7 protein-coding genes are annotated in these 17,360 nt (G+C 70.0%); 3 read left to right on the top strand and 4 right to left on the bottom strand.

Translation table 11 applies throughout. The features are described 5' to 3' along the window. Positions 1 to 10: 10 nt before the first annotated feature. Genes ABH941_RS39565 through ABH941_RS39555 form a run of 3 tightly spaced genes read left to right on the top strand, consistent with a single transcriptional unit; the run spans position 11 to position 4,166 of the window. Positions 11 to 1,486, top strand: coding sequence for a hypothetical protein (locus ABH941_RS39565; RefSeq protein ID WP_370136589.1), 1,476 nt, complete (start codon positions 11 to 13; stop codon positions 1,484 to 1,486). Then, positions 1,483 to 2,778 (top strand): CHAT domain-containing protein, encoded by a 1,296-nt coding sequence (locus tag ABH941_RS39560; RefSeq protein WP_370136572.1) that lies wholly within the window; start codon positions 1,483 to 1,485, stop codon positions 2,776 to 2,778. The genes ABH941_RS39565 and ABH941_RS39560 overlap by 4 nt, the downstream gene beginning before the upstream one ends. Next, on the top strand, positions 2,775 to 4,166 hold the full coding sequence (locus tag ABH941_RS39555) for a hypothetical protein (RefSeq protein ID WP_370136558.1): 1,392 nt from the start codon (positions 2,775 to 2,777) through the stop codon (positions 4,164 to 4,166). The genes ABH941_RS39560 and ABH941_RS39555 overlap by 4 nt, the downstream gene beginning before the upstream one ends. Before the next feature lie 706 nt (positions 4,167 to 4,872). On the opposite strand, the gene ABH941_RS39550 is transcribed toward ABH941_RS39555, so the two are convergent. From ABH941_RS39550 to ABH941_RS39535, 4 genes are all read right to left on the bottom strand, one after another. Beyond that, the gene (locus ABH941_RS39550; RefSeq protein WP_370136547.1) at positions 4,873 to 5,493 is read right to left on the bottom strand and encodes a hypothetical protein; all 621 of its coding nucleotides are present in this window, start codon (positions 5,491 to 5,493) and stop codon (positions 4,873 to 4,875) included. Position 5,494: 1 nt separating this feature from the next. Next, complete coding sequence (locus tag ABH941_RS39545; RefSeq protein ID WP_370136538.1) at positions 5,495 to 9,931, bottom strand: type II toxin-antitoxin system prevent-host-death family antitoxin; 4,437 nt, start codon at positions 9,929 to 9,931, stop codon at positions 5,495 to 5,497. Positions 9,932 to 10,380: 449 nt separating this feature from the next. Further along, a complete protein-coding gene (locus ABH941_RS39540; protein WP_370136521.1) occupies positions 10,381 to 11,196 on the bottom strand; it encodes a hypothetical protein in 816 nt (271 codons plus the stop codon). Continuing rightward, positions 11,102 to 17,359 carry an AAA family ATPase gene (locus ABH941_RS39535; protein ID WP_370136514.1) on the bottom strand — a complete coding sequence of 2,086 codons (6,258 nt, stop codon included), beginning with the start codon at positions 17,357 to 17,359 and terminating at the stop codon, positions 11,102 to 11,104. Before ABH941_RS39535 ends, ABH941_RS39540 begins: the two co-directional genes overlap by 95 nt. Between the last annotated feature and the right edge of the window lies 1 nt (position 17,360).

Genomic DNA, 17,360 nt, shown 5'->3' with positions numbered 1-17,360 from the left:
GGGAGTCATGATGAGCGGCAAGCTGGTCAAGCAGTGGCGCCTCGCAGTTCTCCAAGTGCGACTGGACCTGTCGGAGCGGACGCGAACCGTGGCCGTCGAGTTGGTGGGCTACCCCGAAGGGAAGCTCCGGCGCTACTGGAGGCGCAGGTACGCCCCGGAGGAGTTTGCGCTCCCCGACGGCACGGAGGCCCCAACTAGCCCGCAGATTCCCGCAGAGCTGCGGGATGCTGTCACGCGCTCTCTCCATCGGGAGTTCGGCCACGAGGAGGCCCTGTGGCTGCGACTGGTCCGACCGTACGGCTACCTCGGCGCCGTGCCCTGGGAAACCGTGCTTGTGGAGGCCTCCGGGAGACCGGTGATTCGCGTTCCTGACCGGTTCCCCGTTGCTACTGACCTCGGACACGTGTGGAGCGTCGCCGTCGCTCTGGACGCGGCGCCGGGAACGAGCTGGGCGCCGCGGTACCTCCACGGACTCCTCGCCGCATTGGATAGTGCCGTGTCGGTCCCGATCGAGGCGGATATTTTCGCTGACGCGGCCACATACCGGTCTCTGACGAGTCTTGCGCCCAGCATGCCAGACGGCCTGCTGATCCATCTCCACGATCCGAGCCGGGCTGACGAGGCCCATGCGGAGCGCACCCAGCTAGAGGTCCCCCAGTTCCAGAGAACCCGACGTCTGGCCGCAGAGGCAAGCTCCGCCGCGCAACGCGGCGCGCTGGTGTGGGCGGACTGGATCGTCACCGGACTGGACGGACGGGCGGTGCGGGCACTGCACTTGGTAAGCGACTCAGCCTTCGATGCCGACAGGCCGCTGCTGACGATCAGCCTCGACCCAGCGCAGCCGGCCCACCACACCCGCTGCACCTACGTGTCCTCCGACGAGTCGGCCCGGCTGGCGGACACCGTCGGCGCCTCTGTCCTGTCCTTCGGATCACCCGCGGACAACCCCGGCGACGTGGCCACCCGGGTCATGGCCGACAACGTCGGCCAGCAGCGCCCGGGTCCTACAATCTACAGCTCACTGCGGCTGGACCCACGCGGTGATGCTCTCGCGCATGCGCACGCGTTCGTCGCTAACAAGCCGGGCACGGCCCCTATTCCAGCGGACCCGTCCCTGTTCGCCTACCTCCAGCCCGAGCACGTCGAAGCCTCGTTGCAGGAGCACTGGCCCGGCCTGGACCAACCCGGCGCGGGATGGCGTGCAGGAAGGGCAGCGGCGCCCGACCAGCCCGTGCCCCCAGCGCTATGGCCGGCGCTCGCGGCATCAACGAGCGAAGCTGTCAGTGAACACTTCGAGTGGGCCGGGGCGGTCCCCAGCTGGGTAGCGACCTCCGAGCGGTACATCGATGCAAACGTGGCCCAGCTCGTCGAGACCGCGGCGCCTGCGGGTGGGGCTGCCGCAGCGAGAATGGCGTACGACCTCGGGACGGCCCAGGCACTCACCGAACTGCGCGACCTCATCGAGCGGAAGGTGGCGGAGTCATGAAGCGCACTGTCGTGAGCTTCGAGCCCTTTGGCGACATCACCACCATGAAACTGGAAGACGCGCCGGACGACATCCCCGGGCTGGGAGAGCACGCCGCTGCCGACCTCTCTGATTTGACCGGCACGCTCGTCCAACGAGGTGAGGAGCTGTTGAATCGGCTCGCTGCGCACAACCCTGTCAGGGAAGGGCTGGAAAGGGTCCTGCAGCGTCCGCCCAACGCCGATCCCTCACCGCTGTATTTCCACATAGTCGCGTCGGGCGCCGACCCACTGCCCTGGGAGCAGCTCTACGACGGCCGCCACGGCAGATTCTGTGCCCTCGACCGCCGGTCGCCCATCGGACGTATCGCTCGGCGGCACCGTGACATCAAGGAGCGGGCGTTCGACCCGCCGCTGCACATCGTGGCCGTGCTGTCGGCAACCCAGCGGACGGGAGTGCCGCAACTGAAGACACTCCTGAGGGCTGTCGGCTCTGCTGACGCCGCGGCGATCGGTGCGCGGCTGCATGTGATCACCGCAGAGAAGTCCGTCCAGGACGCCATCGACGCCACCGACCAACCGAATGTCACGAGTGAGCTTCTCGCACCGACTGCTTCGGGCCTAGAGGAGAGCATCGCGTTGGCCAGGCCGGATATCCTCCATCTGCTGTGCCACGGAGGGGCGACGGCCGGCGTGCGCACGCTAGAGTTCGCGACCATCCCCGACTTCCGCGGCGACGAGGGCACTAGATCGGTACGGCTGACGCCGGGCGACCTCGTCCAGGCTTTGAAGGCCTGCGATCCGTGGCTGGTGATTCTCAGCGCTTGTCAGACTGCCGAGGCCAGCGATACCTCTGCCCTGGCCCACGCCCTTGTTTCCAGCGGCATCCCTGCGGTCGCAGGCATGCGCCGTCTGGTGGATCTCAGCGACATCAACCGCTTCTGCGAGGCGCTCTACCCCGAGGTCCTGGCCACCATCAGAAAGACCGTGGATCCGACGGGGCCGCCCGGCGAGCGCGTTATCGACTGGGCGGAGACCTTCACCGCGCCCCGGAGGGCCATGAGCGAACCGGATCCGTGCACGGCCGACGGGTGGTCCGACCCCGTGCTGTATGTTCAGGCCGATCCGTTCCGGGTCTACGTAACGCACGGGCTATCCGTCAGCACCCAGGCCGACCTCCGCGGACAACTCGCCTTCTGGGAGGGACTGCGCTCCGTTCTGGATCCGCAGACCAGCCCGCAGTGGTATATCGCGTATGTGGACAGCCGTATCGCCGGGCTCCGCGCCGAACTGAGCGAAGCTGGTGATTCATGAACCTCCCGGCGGAAGTTGTGCTCAACGCGTGGACCGGTGACGAGGCCGCGCACGGTGACCTCGACGCCAACGCACTCAACTGGGGATCCCGCAAGCGCGGGCTGCCACACTCCCAGGCCGTGCTGGAGATTGAACGGCCAGCTGATCCGACTTGCTGGGCGCACCCGAACGTCGGCTACGGTGTCCTGCTGCCCGAGCCCGCCGACCCGCACCTGTCGAACGCAGACAGGGCGGGAGGCGTGGATGCGCCCCAAGCCGTGCGGGATCTGATCGCCGCGCGCCCAGGTACCGTCCTACTGCGCTGGTCCCCAGAGCTTGGCTCCCGCTTCCTACGCAGGTACTTCCCGGATGGGACGTCACAGGACTCCGCCATCGGTCTGACCGCGTTCGGCGTGGGCCGGAGTCGCCTTCCCATGTACGTGGTGATCGTCGCCGGGCCCGACACCATTCCATGGTCGGTGCAGTACGCGCTGGGCACCCGTCACGCCGTCGGGCGCCTGCCACTGGCCGGAGAAGCGCTCGCCAACTACGTCCGGGCGATGCTGTCGGACTGGAAGGACGCGCCGGCCAATGCCTGCCATGCACTGATGTGGACAGTCGACCACGGCAGCGGGGACATCACGGCCGAGATGCGTGCCGTGATAGCCCAACCGCTGGCCACCGCGCTCACGCCTCCCCCGCTATCCCGGCTCAGCGAGCTCACCCACGCGACCGCCAGCGGGGCCGCTCTCGTGGACGAGTTGAGCGCGACCTGCCCCGTCCTGGTTGTCACGTCCAGCCACGGCCATACCTGGCCGCTGAATGATCCACGCACCATGCGGAACACCCTGGGACTGCCTGTCGACATCATCCACAATCCACTACCTCTGGCGGAGCTCAACGATGCGATGCCCGGCGGGGCGGTCTGGTACGCCCAGGCGTGCTGCTCCGCAGGTGCGGATGCCACCAGCCACTACACCGGGCTTCTGAGGCCTGGAACGACGGCGTTCTCGGTGACGTCGGCGGTCGCGGCGCTGGGTTCAATGGTGGCACCAGCCGCAATGTGCATGCTCGGCCGAACGAATCCCGTGCGCGCTGTTTTCGGCCACGTCGAACCCACCTTCAACTGGACGCTGAGGGTGCAGGAGACCGGTCAGGGACTCGGACAGCGCATCGTCTCCGCACTGTCCTCCCACCTCTTCTCGGGCCAGCCGCTGGGCTACACGTTCGCCGAATACCGGGCCGACGTCGGCACACTGCACACCCAATGGACGGACTGTTACAACAGGCTGGCGAACGGCGACACCTCCGTCGAAGAGACGATGACCAGGCTTCGACTCACAGCCCTAGACCGCCAAAGTCTCGTCCTACTCGGTGACCCAACCGTGGCACTGCTTGCCCTCGTCTGAGCGTGCGCCAGCCCGCAAAGACGCCAACGGATGCCGGACGAATCGCCGTTGGCAGCCAGCCACTCTGTCCGCTCCGCCACGAAACGGTGGATCGGGCGGACGACCCGGCGTACCGCATCCATCCCGCTGCCGGCGGCCTGCTGGCCTGGGGGAGCACTCCACAGGCGACACATCCTTCTGGCTGACGAAGGATGCCGATCCGGATCGCTGAACGGTCGTGATGTGAGCCAGCGCCCCGTCTGCACGCTCCGGACGATGCCGTGGACTGCGGGATCGAAGTCGGCGAACAGCAGCCGCGAGAGCCCCAACCGCGACTCGTAGATCACATGATCCTGCGTCGTCGCCGACCAGTACGTGCCGGAATAGTGCTTCTGCCCCTTGTACCAGCGAAATGTCCGCCAGGGAGCAGCCGCCTCCAGCAGCCCCACCGGCGCGTCGGTCCACGGGTAGTCCTCGACCACTTCACCGTCGCGGCGCCGGAAGCTGACTGTGGCAGCCGAACCGTCCATGACCACCCCACCCCCTGGCGACTTTGCCCAGCCGCCAAGATGCCCGCCTCCAAAGCGGGAGGCGGGCAGGTTCCACCATCGTTCACCCGAAAGAGTGGGTACGCTGAACAGCGAGTCTCAGAATCGATGCACAAGTGCTACTGATGTGCAGTCAGTCCTGAGAATATGAAGCTGGATTTGAGACCCTACAACCTGCGTCAGGCGCCGAGGCCGATGGAGGAGACGTAGGTGTACGCGCCCCAGTCGGAGTCGAGCTCGGCAATGATGTCGTCCCAGATGCGCTCGAGTTCGGCGAGGTCGGCGGCGAACATCGCGTCCACCGCGGCGTCCCAGACGTAGTGGACCTGGACCCGGCGCCCCTCCAGGTTGTCCCGGCGGGCGTTGTCGTCGACGAGGCTCTGGTCGATGGGGTGGATCTCTACCTGGGTGCCGCGGCCGCCGCGGTTGAGGTGCTGCTTGAACGCTCCGGGGTTGAAGCGAAGGTTGGCGGCGCGCAGGTTCCAGTAGGCGGTGTCGATGGCCTCCTGGTTCTCGGGCCGCGGGTGCTGGGTGCCTCGGGTCCAGGCGCGGATGGTGGGGCGGGTGGCGGTGATGCCGGCTTCGGCCAGTGCCTGGTAGCCGCCCTGGGTGGTGGTGAGGTACCGCATGCGGGCGACCAGGCCGCGTCGGGTGCTGGCCGGGGACTTGATGCCGCCGTCGATGATCAGTCGCTCCAGAGCGTTCTCCAGGGCGCGGCCCAGGGCTACATTGCCGTGGACGTTGCCGGGGTCGCGGTCGGCGCCGTATTCGCCGAAGTTCTTCCATCCGTCGGTCGACATATCAGGCGCCGCCTCCCGGCAGGGTGTACTGGCGCTTGAGCTTCATTTGGTGGGTGAGGCGTCCTTCTTCGAATACCCCGCCGTCGCGGTCTTTGAGGATTCGCCATTCTCCACCGGTGACGTGGAGTTCGTCCGTGCCCCTCATGCGCACGATGGTGAGACCTGCCTCGTGGGCTTTGTATCCCTTGTACCAGAGGTTGGCGAATGCCTGGGAGCGAACGGTGTGCATCCACTCGGGTCGTCGGATGTCGCGATTGGCACTGGACTCGCCCATGGTCGAAGTGAACTTCGAGTACATGGCCTTGATGTACTCGATCGTCACGGTCGCATCGGCGTACCCGGCTTCCATGCGCGCCAGGGCAGTCTCCCTGGATTCGGTCAGCACCCGGCGGAATTTCTCCAGCAGGCCCTCGCTGGCTCCACTGGTCCAGCACTCGGCGATCACTGGCGCGTCGCACAGATCGAGCCGGGAGCAGCGGATCAGCAGGCGGATGGTGGCTTCGTCCAGGAGAATCTCGCCGGGTTCCTGGCGGTTGCCGATCGGGTCGGGCAGCTGGGGGTGGTTCCAGGCGGGGCGCTGGTGGAGGAGGTAGATGCCGGAGCGCTTGGGGTCGTGGCCGCCGAGGGGGTCGTGGACGAGGGCGCCGATGGGCAGGTGGGTCTTGAAGCTGGACAGGAAGGCCGCGTTGGTGTCCAGGACCTCGACCAGGGCGGGCTTCAGGGTGCCTGCGCGGAGCTGGTCGAGGAGGGGTTGGTTGTTCCAGTTGTGGCGGCCTTCCCAGATGCCGTCCGCGCCGTCGCGGACTTTCTTGCGAAGGAATTCCGGGAGTTCCGGATAGACGGTGTGGTCGTAGTTCCCGCCGACTCGGGTTGCCTGGAAGATTTCCATTGCATTCGGGACGGCTTTTTTCAGCAGGGCTTCGGTCGCGGCCTGGATGTCGCCGCCGTGCTCCTGGAGGGCCTGTTCGACGGCGCCGGTGACCATGCCGGTGTAGTAGCTGTAGTCCCGGTTGGCGTACCCGCCGCCCGCTGTCGGCCGTGCTGCTGTGCCGGTGCGGCGCGGCGCGGCGACGCGGGCGGGCCGCTGGCCGGGTGCTACTTGGGGCTGGTCGCGGTCGTTGATGGTGGGGTCGGCTTCGGGCGCGTTGGTGGGCTGAGTGGGCCGGGCGGGGACGGCTGTAGTCGGCAACGCGGCGGTGGGCGGGGTGGGCTGGCTGGGGTAGGCCGTGGGGGCGTCGCGGTCTGCGGTGGTGGGCGCGTTGCGGCCTTTGTAGGGGTCGCAGGCGACGGGGTCGGTGAGGCGGGCGTGGACCGGGTCGGCGCGCAAGGTGAGGGTGGTCTGGGTGCCGAGGTCGCGCTCGGTGATGGTGAGGCGGACCGCGGTGGTGGTTCCGGCCTCGGGGTCGGGGGCCAGGGTGAGGATGAGGTCCAGGCCGAGGGCTGCGAGCAGGCGGGGGTTGGTGGTGTCGAGGACGGCGAGGACAGGGAGGTGGTGGGTGCGGGCGAGGTGGGCCAGTGCCTGGACCGCGTCGGTCAGGCGGGGGCCGGACAGCGGGAGGCGGGGGTCGTCGGCGGCTTGGAGGCGGTCGACGATGACCAGGGCCAGGTCCGGGAGGTCCGCGGCGCTCTCGGTGATGGCGGCGGGGGTGAGGTCGGTGCCGTCGTCGATGTACAGCGGGGCTGCGGCCAGGTGGTCCTGGAGGGCGGTGACGTCAGCTTGCTCGTCAGCGTTGAGGTGGCCGGCGCGCAGGCGACGGTAGTCGACGGGCAGGTGCGCGGCGACGATCCGGGCGGCGATGTCGGCGCGGGTCAGCCCGGATGCGGCGTAGAGGACGGCCTGGTGGTGGTCGAGGGCGGCGGTGCGGGCGGCGGCGGTCGCCAGGAGGCTGCCGCCGGTGCCGGGGTCGGCGGCGACGAGGTAGCAGCGGCCGGGCTGCAGCCCGCCCAGGGCCTGGTCCAGGGAGGGAATGCCGATCGGCAGGCCGCGGAGTGGCGTGGCGGTGGCCTCGTCCGCGATGCGGGCGTCGGGGAGGGGGTCCGGGGTGGTGAGGACGGCGTCGAGGGCCTCGCTGAACCTGGCCAGGCGGCGCCGGGTGGATGCTGGGGCCGGTGGGTCGGCGGGGAGCTCCGGGTGGGTCCCGGCGTTGGTGTGTTCAGCGGCCGGTGGGAGTGTCGGCGCGAGGGGCGGGGCGTCGGCGGTCGACATGGTGTGCGCGGCCGTCCCGGCCGGAGCGGGCTCGGGCGGTGTGCTGGGGAACAGTGTGTCGGCGGCCGCGGCAGCAGCGGTCGCGGAAAGGGTTGTTTGCGGTGGGGCGGCGGGCTGCGTGGTCTGGCCGGCCGGGGCCGGACCGCTCGACACGGCGGGCGCTGCGGGGGTGGTGATAGCGCTGTTGCCGTCTCTGGGAGTTGGTGTCGGCGTGGTGGTCGCGGAGACGCCGGACAGACGATCGGTGCCGCTTTGAGGCTTTGTAGCGGGAAGGCATGTTGAGGGGTCCTCTAGGGCCTGACCGAGCGCAGCGCTCTGGGCGGTGGCCTCGGCAGTCGGTTCGGTGGCCGCGACCGGCTGGTCGGTGACTGTCTCTTTGCCGAGTTCGGTCGCGGACAGGAGCGCGGCGGGCAGCGCGGTGCCGTCCGGAGCAATGGGGAGCAGCACCGCGGCGGGGGTGACGTGGCGGCGCAGGACCTGGGGGTGGCCCTGGGCCGCATGCTGGATGAGGTCGCCGAGCTTCTTGCGGGCGTCGGCGATCCCGTGGGCCTCGGCGGTGGCCAGGTTCCATCCCAGTGCGGTGGCGGTGGCCGGGGCGACGAGCAGGGCGTGGTGGGTGCCGCGGGACAACGGGGTGGCCGTGCCGGACTCTGCTGCGGCCCGGATCAGGTGCGGTAGGGCGGCGCGGGCCTCGTGCAGCGTGGCCGGGACCGGAACCGAGCTCGGCGCCGCCGCCGGGGCCGGGGCACTCGACTCCTTGGGATCGGCTGATACGGCCGCAGGGGCGGGGACGCGCTGCCCGGCCGGGGCGATGGGAGCGGGAGGCGGAGGTGTCGGGCTGTCAATCGCTGTGGGCAACAGGGGTGCTGTCTCCTTCAGGGCGTCCGGGCGCGGGTGGATGGGGGCTGCGGGGCCGTGGCTCGCGGTGATGGCGTCAGCGGCGCGAGCCGGTTCGGCTGACGGGCGCGGCGCGGCGGTCGACTGCCCGGGTTCTACCGGTTCGGTGCCGAGGTCGGCGGTCGCCGGCCCCTGCAGGCCCGTCGTCCGGTTGCCGGTGGCCCGGTCGGCGTCGGGCACGGCGCGGGCGTTGTCCGCCGGCGTAGTGCCCAGGCTGGGCGCTACGCGAGCGGCGGCAGACGGGGCGGGCTTCGGGTCGGTGGCCGGCTTCTTGACCCGGGTAGGGCGGGCTCGGGGCGCGGGGGTGTCGGAGGCGGCGCGGGCTGCCGCGTCCGGGCTTTCCATGGCGGGGCGGACGAAGGTGGCTACCACCAGCTCCAGCTGCTCGTACGCTCGCTGGGCGCGGGCGCTGCCGGAGCCGCCGAATGCCGGGCGGGGAGCAGTGAGGAGGGTTCGCCAGTGCGCTCCGGTGGTTCGCATGGATGCAGCCGCTGCCAGGGCGACGCGCAGCGGGCGGCCGGCCTTGTCCGCCAGGGCTCCACGTGCTGGGTTCACGAGCTGGTGCGCCGGGGCGCGTAGGTTCTGGCGCAGTTCTACGGGGATCGCGCCCCACAACGGGTCACTGGGGGCGGGAAGGTGCAGACCGGTCGCGACGCCGACCGTCACCGCCCTGGGCCCGCCCCGGGCGTGAGGGGCCGTGTCCGCCTCCGGGGTACCGGCGGCCGCCACCGATGCGAGCGGACGGACCGTCTGGCCCGCGGCGGTGGCCGGGATCGGCGGCGCTGCGTCCGGAGCGACGGTGGCAGCCGTCTCGGCCGCTGCTTGCAAGGTTGGTGCGCCGTCCACGGCCGAGTCGGCGGTCGGAGCGGACTGGGCGACGTCTAGGCGGTGGCGGATGAAAATGCACGACCTCAAACTCGCGAGCCTGGGGCGCCTGAGGACCGCGTCCAGGGTGTTGTCGCCGACCAGGACCAAGGGAAAGGCTGCCGGGGACCACAGCCCGTAGAGCAGTTCCAGTGCCGGTGTCTGCCACCGATGGGCGTCAACGACGGCCACCAGGCGGGTGCTACGACGCAGTTCGGCCGCGATGAGGTCCTGCATCGCACTCATCGCCCGCGGGCGGGGGCGTTGAGCGTCCAGGTGCAGCCCGGCATACAGGGCGCGGGCCATCGCGCCGCGGTCGGTGGACGGTCCCGGCGTCAGCCAGATGGTCGGCAAGTCGAGTCGCGGGCTGGCCGCGCGCACCGCCGGGACGGCGGCCAGGCCGGTCACACTTGCGATCGCATGTTGCTCGGTGATCGTGCGTAGATCCTCCACCAGCTCGTCTACCGCCAAGCGCGGATCGATCGGATCAGCGGAAGCCGAGTCCGAAGGAGCCGTCGCGAGGGAGTCAGCCGGCCTCGGTGCCTCGCCGGTGCTGTGGGAGGAGCGCATGACAGACACTCGGGTAACTCCAGAGGTGAGGGACAGCCGACAGATGTCCTGCCGGTGGGGCGGCCGGGGCAGGGGCTGACGGAAACCGGGAACGCGATGGTGTAGCCCGACACAGCGCAGGCCCTTGACCGCCTGCACGAGTGGAAGGTGTAACGTCTGGGCTCACTCTAGCGCCCCGGTACATAAACCGGGCTGATTATTGTAACGAGTTCGAGTGAACTTGCTGAGCCGAAAGGTCGCGGCCGGAAGCGGTCCAGGCGTTCCCGCGGAGCGGGTCTAAGCTCCCCGGCCACCAGGAATCACCAGTCGCGGCGTTCACCGCCCACCTCCTCACCGCGGCCGTCGAGCGGCTACCCGGTCTCTGCGCCGCGCTCCTGTGCGGGCCCGTCATGGGTGTCTTGCGGTTGATCTGCGGTTCGGTCGGTTTGCGTGGGACGCGCTGCTCGCCCCACGAATTCGATGACGATCTTTCGGTAGGTGTCGGCCAGCCGCAACAGCGAGTGTCCCGTGTCGTCGACTACTGGTGGACCACCGAGTTCCTCGAGTTCCGGGGAATTGAGCCGGGCCATGAACGTCGCCAACTCGCCAAGAGCCTCCACGCGTTGGGGCGCCGCGGAGGCCCGGCGCAGCAGGAGGGTCTCGGAGTCGGTGAGGTGTTCCTCGCCCGCGTCGAGCCAGTTCTCCTCGGTGCCCTGGGGGGCGCTCGTTGCGGCCACGTCGGCGAGTGCCGCGAGGATCACGTAGTGCAGGTCGTGGAGGCGTGCCGGGACGGAGTGGCGCGGCCAGGTATCCGCTGTCGGCTCGGTGATGTCGGCGAGGGTCGTGGCCATGGCGGCGGCCCTGGGCGGCGGCCAGCCTTCGGGCCAGGTGGAGCGTGCCTGCCAGAGTTGCAGGATGGCTGTCCGGGCTTCCTCTGCTCGTGCCGGCGCGCTGACGTCGCCGGCGCGGGTGGCCTCGTCTGCGGCGTTGACGAGTGCGGCGGTGTGGTGGCTGAGCCAGCGGACGAGTGTGTTGTTGATGCGTTCTTCGCCGAGTTCCGCCAGGATCCGCTCGCCGAGTTCGGTGACTGGGTCAGCGGACTGTTGTTCGGCCGTCTGCGTGGATGAGGTAGAGCCAGCTGCGGCGGGCTCGGTGGTGGTCGGCTGCTCTGTTGCGGCGTCGTCCAATTTGGACCTCCACGATGAGGCTGTATCCGGTGGTCTGCAGGTGGGTCAGCAGTGCGTCGCGGGTCACGTGGACGCGGGATCCGCTGGTCGTCTTGCCCGGGCGGCGTTCTTCAGGTTCGCCGTCGGACCATTGCGTCCAGTGCGCGACGACGGTCTGGTCGGGTGTGCGCAGGCGGGTTCCGAGAGGGTCGGGGTGGGCCTGGGTCAGCTGTAGGAAGGTGCGTCCAGGCAGGGGGCCTTCCGGATGCAGCCCTCGCGCGTAGGGGTCGTGCTCGTCGAGGGTCTCGCGTCGCGAATCGGGATCGCGCAACCAGCCGCGCAGCTCGAAGAGGCCGTAGCTGACTTCGAATTCGGCTTCATCCTCACGGGGGAGCTTCCAGTCCCAGGGCTCGGTGGCTGCGGCCAGGGCCCGTTGAAGGTCTTCGGCCCGGTCGGGGCGCACAAGGGCGGAGGCGACAGCGATGTTCTCGTAGGCGTCTGGCCAGGTGATGTTGAGGGAGGCGGCAACGAGGACGGACGGGGGAAGGTCTTCGCCAGCCAGGCCGAAGATCTCATTGCTGTCGGTGAGCTGGGGGGTGTCCCAGTGGCTGTTTGCCGGGTCCGAGCCGAAGAACAGGTACGGCTGCGCGGGTACGGGCTCGCTGAGGTCGGACAGCCACGGCCCGTCGGGCATCACGTACGCGGCCAGCCACTCGTCCCAGGGGTTCGTGCTGTCCGTCCACTCATCGACATGCAGGGGGTATCCCTCGTCGGCGAGTTCACCGGCCTCGGCCAGCATGGCGTGGTACTCCAGGTAGAGCCGCAGGCTCTCCTCCTGGGGGATGGAGCCATGGCGGTGGCTCATTCGATCCGCGGTCCGGTTGCTGCGTAGTTCGCGCCTGTCCGTCCACCAGTCCGCCTCGCTCAGGCCCCACGTGTCCACGATCCAGCGCTCGGCTTTGGCCGCGATCTTCTCGACGGGGATGTCGAAGACCCGCGCGAGGGGCCCGAACCAGTAGGGAACGGTGTCCAGCGCGTCGAAGCGGTACCGGTCGCCGGGATCCCGGTTGTCACTGGACCCATTGCTGGTGTGCCGCTCGATGGAGCAGCGGTCGGGTCGGTTCGCTGCGTCGAGCCGGTCACGTGAGGGGTCGTCCGGGCCGGCCAGGACCAGGGCAGTGCTTCGCGCGAGTTCGCGGATCTGCGCGTGGGGCAGGTCGGTGCTGGTGGCGTGTCGGATGAAGACGGCGAGATGGTCCTGCATGAGCGCGGGCCTGTCGCAGGCGACTCGATGGAGGGCGGTGAGCAGTCCGGTGACCGCCGAGAGCCGGTAGAAGTGCAGGGTCGGATCCCGGTGCGGGGCGGCGTCCTGGCGGTCGAGGCAGGCGACAAGCGCGGAAGCCAGTGACCGTGTCGCGGCGTGGTCCGGGTGGCTGAGCAACTCCCTTGTCGCATGCGCTGCCCGCCACCGGATCTCACGCCGGGGGTGTCCGAAGGCGCTCCAGAGCAGCAGCGGGATCGGGGTGTCGCCCGGATCGGGATGCACCGGGGTGGGGTCGGGGTACGGGGCGAGGAGGGCGGTGAGGGCGTCGGCGGCAGACGCGGGGTCGCTCAGGCGGCCGAGCACGGTGGCGATGGCGTCCCAGCCGAAGGCGCTCAGGCGCGTCTGGGCGCGCGGCAGTGCGCGCAGGATCGCGCCGCGGACCGTGGCGTCGTCGCCGAGGCAGCGCAGATGCTCCACCAGGCCTTGGGGATCGTGTGTCCAGACAAGGTCGGACAAGTGCTCCTCGAGGAGGACGGTGAGGGTGCGGGCTGCCCACGCTGGGACGCCGGGCCAGTTCCGCCACTGGGTGACGAGGACCGCCAGCGCCTGGACGACGGTCGGCGCGTTGTTGGACGCGAGGGAAGCTGCTGCGTCGAGCGCTGGCAGGCGCTCGTGCATGGGCGCGGCTTCGACGATGTTGATGATGTGTTCGACCAGGTGGCGTCCGTACGGCGCTGCGGTGTCCATCGCCTGGATGTCCTTGTTGAGTGTGCGCCAACTGGACCCGGTCACCGTCGCCACGGGCGTCCCCTTGCCGGCGGACTCCTCGGGGTTCAGCGTCCGGGTGGTCAGGGCCTGGTCGGCCTGGTCGGGTTCGGCGGTCTCCGGTGCCAGGCCAATGATCGGCCCGAGGGCAGGGCGGATCGCTGCGCTCTGGCCGAGGGTGTCTGCTGCGTCGAGGAGTTGCCGCGCGAGCGAGGGCTGCAAGCGCGTGGGGACGCGGCGCCGCAGCCAGTCGCTGGAACGAACGAGTGCTGTCCGGGCGGTCGCGAGGTTGCTCGCTGACCCCGAGGCGAGGTGGCGCGCCACGGTGATTTGGAACGCGAGGCGTCGCGCGTCGTCATCGATCAGGTGGTCGAGGGCGAGTGCCTGCCAGGGGGGCAGTGCTCCCGTGGTGACGCCCCCTTCGAGTGCGGCCGGCAGCGCCTGTGCGACCGGGATCCGGTCCTCGTCGTCCCAGCGGCTGGCCGTGGCCAGACCGATGTGGCAGTCGAGGCCGGCCGCGGCCTTCAGTACCTCCTCGTACGGGATGACCCCGGAGTCGGTGACGTGCGGGGCGACGGCTTCCACGGCCGCGACCAGGCGTGCGGCTGCTGCGGCACGGCTGGGTGCGGGCAGGTCGGCACGCTGTGCCAGGTCGGCGTAGACGCTGAGCAGCCGGGCCGAGCCGTCGTTGATGCCGGCGGCCGCGTCGACGGCCTGGCTGAACAGTTCACGGCCGAGATCGTCGCTGAGGGATGCCGCGATGCTCGCGCTGCGGGCCAGGAGCTCCAGGCGCTCCGCGGCGTCGTATCCGTGGCCGCGGGCCGTCTGCGCGGCCTTGAAGCACAGGTCAGCTGCCTTGTCCGGATGGGCTCCGCGTCCGGCGAGCAATTCCGCCAGGTCCAGCCACAGCGTGGGAGCCCCGTCGCGCAGCAACACGCCTGCCGCGTCCGCCAACTGGTCGACGATGCCTGCGGGGGCGCTCGTCTGGACGGCGGCGGACGCCACAAGCGTCGCCCAGGCGCGGAACTCTCGGTCGTAGGTGAACCAGCGGTACTTGGTCTGGCTGGTGCGCGTCTGCAGGCCAGCCGTGCAGAACGCCTGCACGTCGTCGGCATGTGCCTGGTCCAGGACGGCCCGCACATGGAGGAAGGCCGCGGCGATCAGTGGGTCGGCCCGCTTCAGCCAGTCCTCGCGCTCGGCAGCGCGCTGGTCATAGCCTTGCCGGGTCTCCTCCGCCGGCGGTTGCAAGGAGGCGGGCAGGAGTTGTTGTGCGTGCGTCTGGGCGTCGTGCAGGGCGGCCGAGGCAGCATGGCAGTACAGGGCGATCATTGCGGGACTCGACGGCGATTGGAACGCCGACTTCTGCGTGGACAGTTCGCTTGACCAGTGCTGGGCCAGGGCCAGCGCGGACTGGCGGTCACCGAAGCGCAGGGTGACGTCGAGGAGCTTCAGGTGCCAGGGCTGGTGGGCTGAGGGCGGAGCGCTGGTGATTGCGGCCGCGACCTCGTCCACCCATGCTGCGGGAGGCGGGGACGCTGCGCTGCCGAGGTGGGCCAGGACCGGTGCCTGGGCGTACGGCGGCACGTGATGCCGGGTCAGGGCGTCGTGCACCTCCTGGAGGTCCAGTTCTCCGGCGAGCCTGGCCGCGAGGCGCTCCGTTGCCTCCACGATGAAGGAGGCCGGCCGCCACCGCCGCAGTTCGCGGATCGCGGCCTGCATCCCCTCAAGCCGGTACCGCGCCTCCGCGGCTGCCGCGACATCGTCGGCGCTCACCTGCCAGGATCTCGCTTCCCCGTCCTGCTCGGTGGTCCAACGCCGCAACCAGGCGACGGCCTTGTCCAAGGCGTTTCTCGTCTCGGCCTGCCGCTGCGGATCCCGCGACAGCACGCCCGCCAGCCGCATCCACACCGGCCCGAGCCACTGGCCCCTACCTTTGCGGGGCGCGTAGGCGTGGAGCAGGTCCACATCGGCGTACCAGGCCACCAGATCCATGTGGGAGTCCACGAGCTGCGACAGGCTCTCGGATCGTGATGCCGTGTCACATCCCCGCGCGGCCAGGCGGACCGCGGCCGACGCGGACCCGGTCTCGGCAGCCGCCAGTGCGGCCAGGCGCAGTCGCTCCATCTGGACCTGCTCGCGCCGGAACCCGTCCGCGATCCCCGTCGGGGAGTCCTCCGCCAGGACCAGGTCCAACAGTTCCGTCAGCCGCTTCGCCCGGTACAGGTGGGTGGCGACGTGCGCCGCGGCGTCCGGGCTGGTGGTGCGCTGGTCAAGGAACAGGTCGGCCAGGCGGTCGTGCGCCGCAACGACGGCAGCGGGTTCCACGCGGCCGCGCACGAACGTCTCGAAGTCCTCGTCCCGGAACTGGATCTGCTCCCCCACGAGCCTCACCCCGGGAGTCAGACCCTTCGCGAATGCGGTCACCTGTTCGTCGGACACCTTCAGGGCGGACGCCAGGGTGGCCATGCTGACCGGACGGGCCAGCGCCAGAAGACACGCCAGCCACCGCTGCCCGCCCGCGTCCGCACCGCTGGCCTGGAGCCCCGATGCGAGGAGTAACTCGAACAGCTGCCGCGGAGTCCGCTCGCTGTTGTCCAGCAGGGTTGCCATGTCCCACGCTTCAGCGCGGGCCTGCTCCAGGGTGTAGTACTGCGCTCGCGGGTTGCCGCCGCTGCGCGTGTGGAAGTCCAGGCACTCCTCGTCGGAAGCGGTGGGCTGGTAGCGGCGCAGGTGCGCCGCCGAGGTCGGGGCGTCGAAAGGCAACAGCTTGACCGGCACGGAGTCGTCGGCCTGCAGCGAGGGGATGCGGTGGCTTCGCGTGGACAGCACGACGGCTGCACGCTCCGGCAGCCCCAGCCGGACAAGGTCCGGCAGGAAGCTCCGCTCGTCGCGTTCGCCGGCCGCCACGGCGCTGTTGTCCGCCGCATCCACCGCCAGGACCAGCACCGCGTCGTCGGGAAGGGTCGTGACTGCCTGATCCAGTGTGCGCTTCAGTCTGCGCCACAGGTCAGCCTCGGCGGCCGGGGCCTGCACCAGCAGGGGCGTGCCGCAACGCTGCGCCACCTCGTTCACGATCTGGGTGACGAACCGGCGCGGGGTATGCCGCTCCTCCCCCGCGCTGAGGTATTCCCCTGCCCCGTAGCAGTCGAAGAGCACCACCTGCGACCCGGCCGGGAGGTGGTCCCCGATCTGCCGCATCGCCGTGGTCTTCCCGACGCCTGCCTCACCGTGTGCGACGATCAACCCGCCCAGGTTGGCCTGGACTCCCTCGGCGATCGCCTTGGCGCCCGCCGTCGGCAGCGGATCGTCGAGCGTCTCCACGCGTAGCGGTGCCGGATACAGGTCGAGCACGTCGGCGACGCCCAGCGTCGCCAGCACATCCTCCGCAGTGATGCCGTGCCGGCTGGCACCGGGCAACGCCTGCTGGCGGACCAGGTCGAAGAGCCGGTTCGCCGAGTCCGGGCCGTACCCGGGCGTCAGGACGCTCGCCCCCGACTTCACCGCCCGCGCGAGCGCGGTCCGGTCCAGCGTCCCGGTGGTCGAGAGGTCAAGGACCTGCAGGAAGTGGCAGAACTCGGCACTCTTCAAGCGCGTGCCGATGGCCGTGTCCAGCTTGCCGATGACCTCGGCCTGGTTCTGAGGGAGCGCGGCGAGTAGGGCCGCCTTGGTGGCGGTGGTCTGGCCGGCTGCCCACTGTGCTGCTGCTGCCACGCTCTCCAGGAGCAGGGGATCCCCGGGGCAGTTGCTCACCAGCGCGATGCGCGTCTTCGCCAGTGCCTGGTCGCCGTGGTCGTCCCGCAGGCGCGTGTAGGCCGCAGCGAGGTCGGCGATCACCGACCGTTCCGCGACGGCCTTCCCGTCCGCCTTACGGACCCGCTTCGTGCACAGCCGGGCGGCAGTCCACGCCGTGTCGGGGTGGCGGCTGCTGTACTTCAGTTGCGACATCACGATCTCGTGCGCGGTGGCTGTGGTCCGCCCGCCCACGTACTCCGCGACGTCGACCGTCTCATACTGGTCGTCCGGGTCGTCGACAGCCGCGAGGCCCTCGACCGTGACGAGCGCAAGGTCCGTTCCCGGGGATACGAGCTCGAGAGCTCGCCCGGCAGTCCACCAGAAGTGGAAGTCATCCCCAGCGTTGGACTCGGTCGCCCCCACG

This window comes from Streptacidiphilus sp. EB103A (assembly GCF_041261405.1).
Classification (GTDB): Bacteria; Actinomycetota; Actinomycetes; order Streptomycetales; family Streptomycetaceae; genus Streptacidiphilus.
The sequence above is the reverse complement of the archived record's forward strand: the minus strand, read 5'-3'. Positions and strand labels throughout refer to the sequence as shown.

What these genes read in the sequence shown, in the direction of transcription:
- ABH941_RS39560 (WP_370136572.1), top strand. Translation starts at nt 1,483, where the DNA reads ATGAAGCGCACTGTCGTGAGCTTCGAGCCCTTTGGCGACATCACCACC.
- ABH941_RS39555 (WP_370136558.1), top strand. Translation starts at nt 2,775, where the DNA reads ATGAACCTCCCGGCGGAAGTTGTGCTCAACGCGTGGACCGGTGACGAG.
- ABH941_RS39565 (WP_370136589.1), top strand. Translation starts at nt 11, where the DNA reads ATGAGCGGCAAGCTGGTCAAGCAGTGGCGCCTCGCAGTTCTCCAAGTG.
- ABH941_RS39550 (WP_370136547.1), bottom strand. Translation starts at nt 5,493, where the DNA reads ATGTCGACCGACGGATGGAAGAACTTCGGCGAATACGGCGCCGACCGC.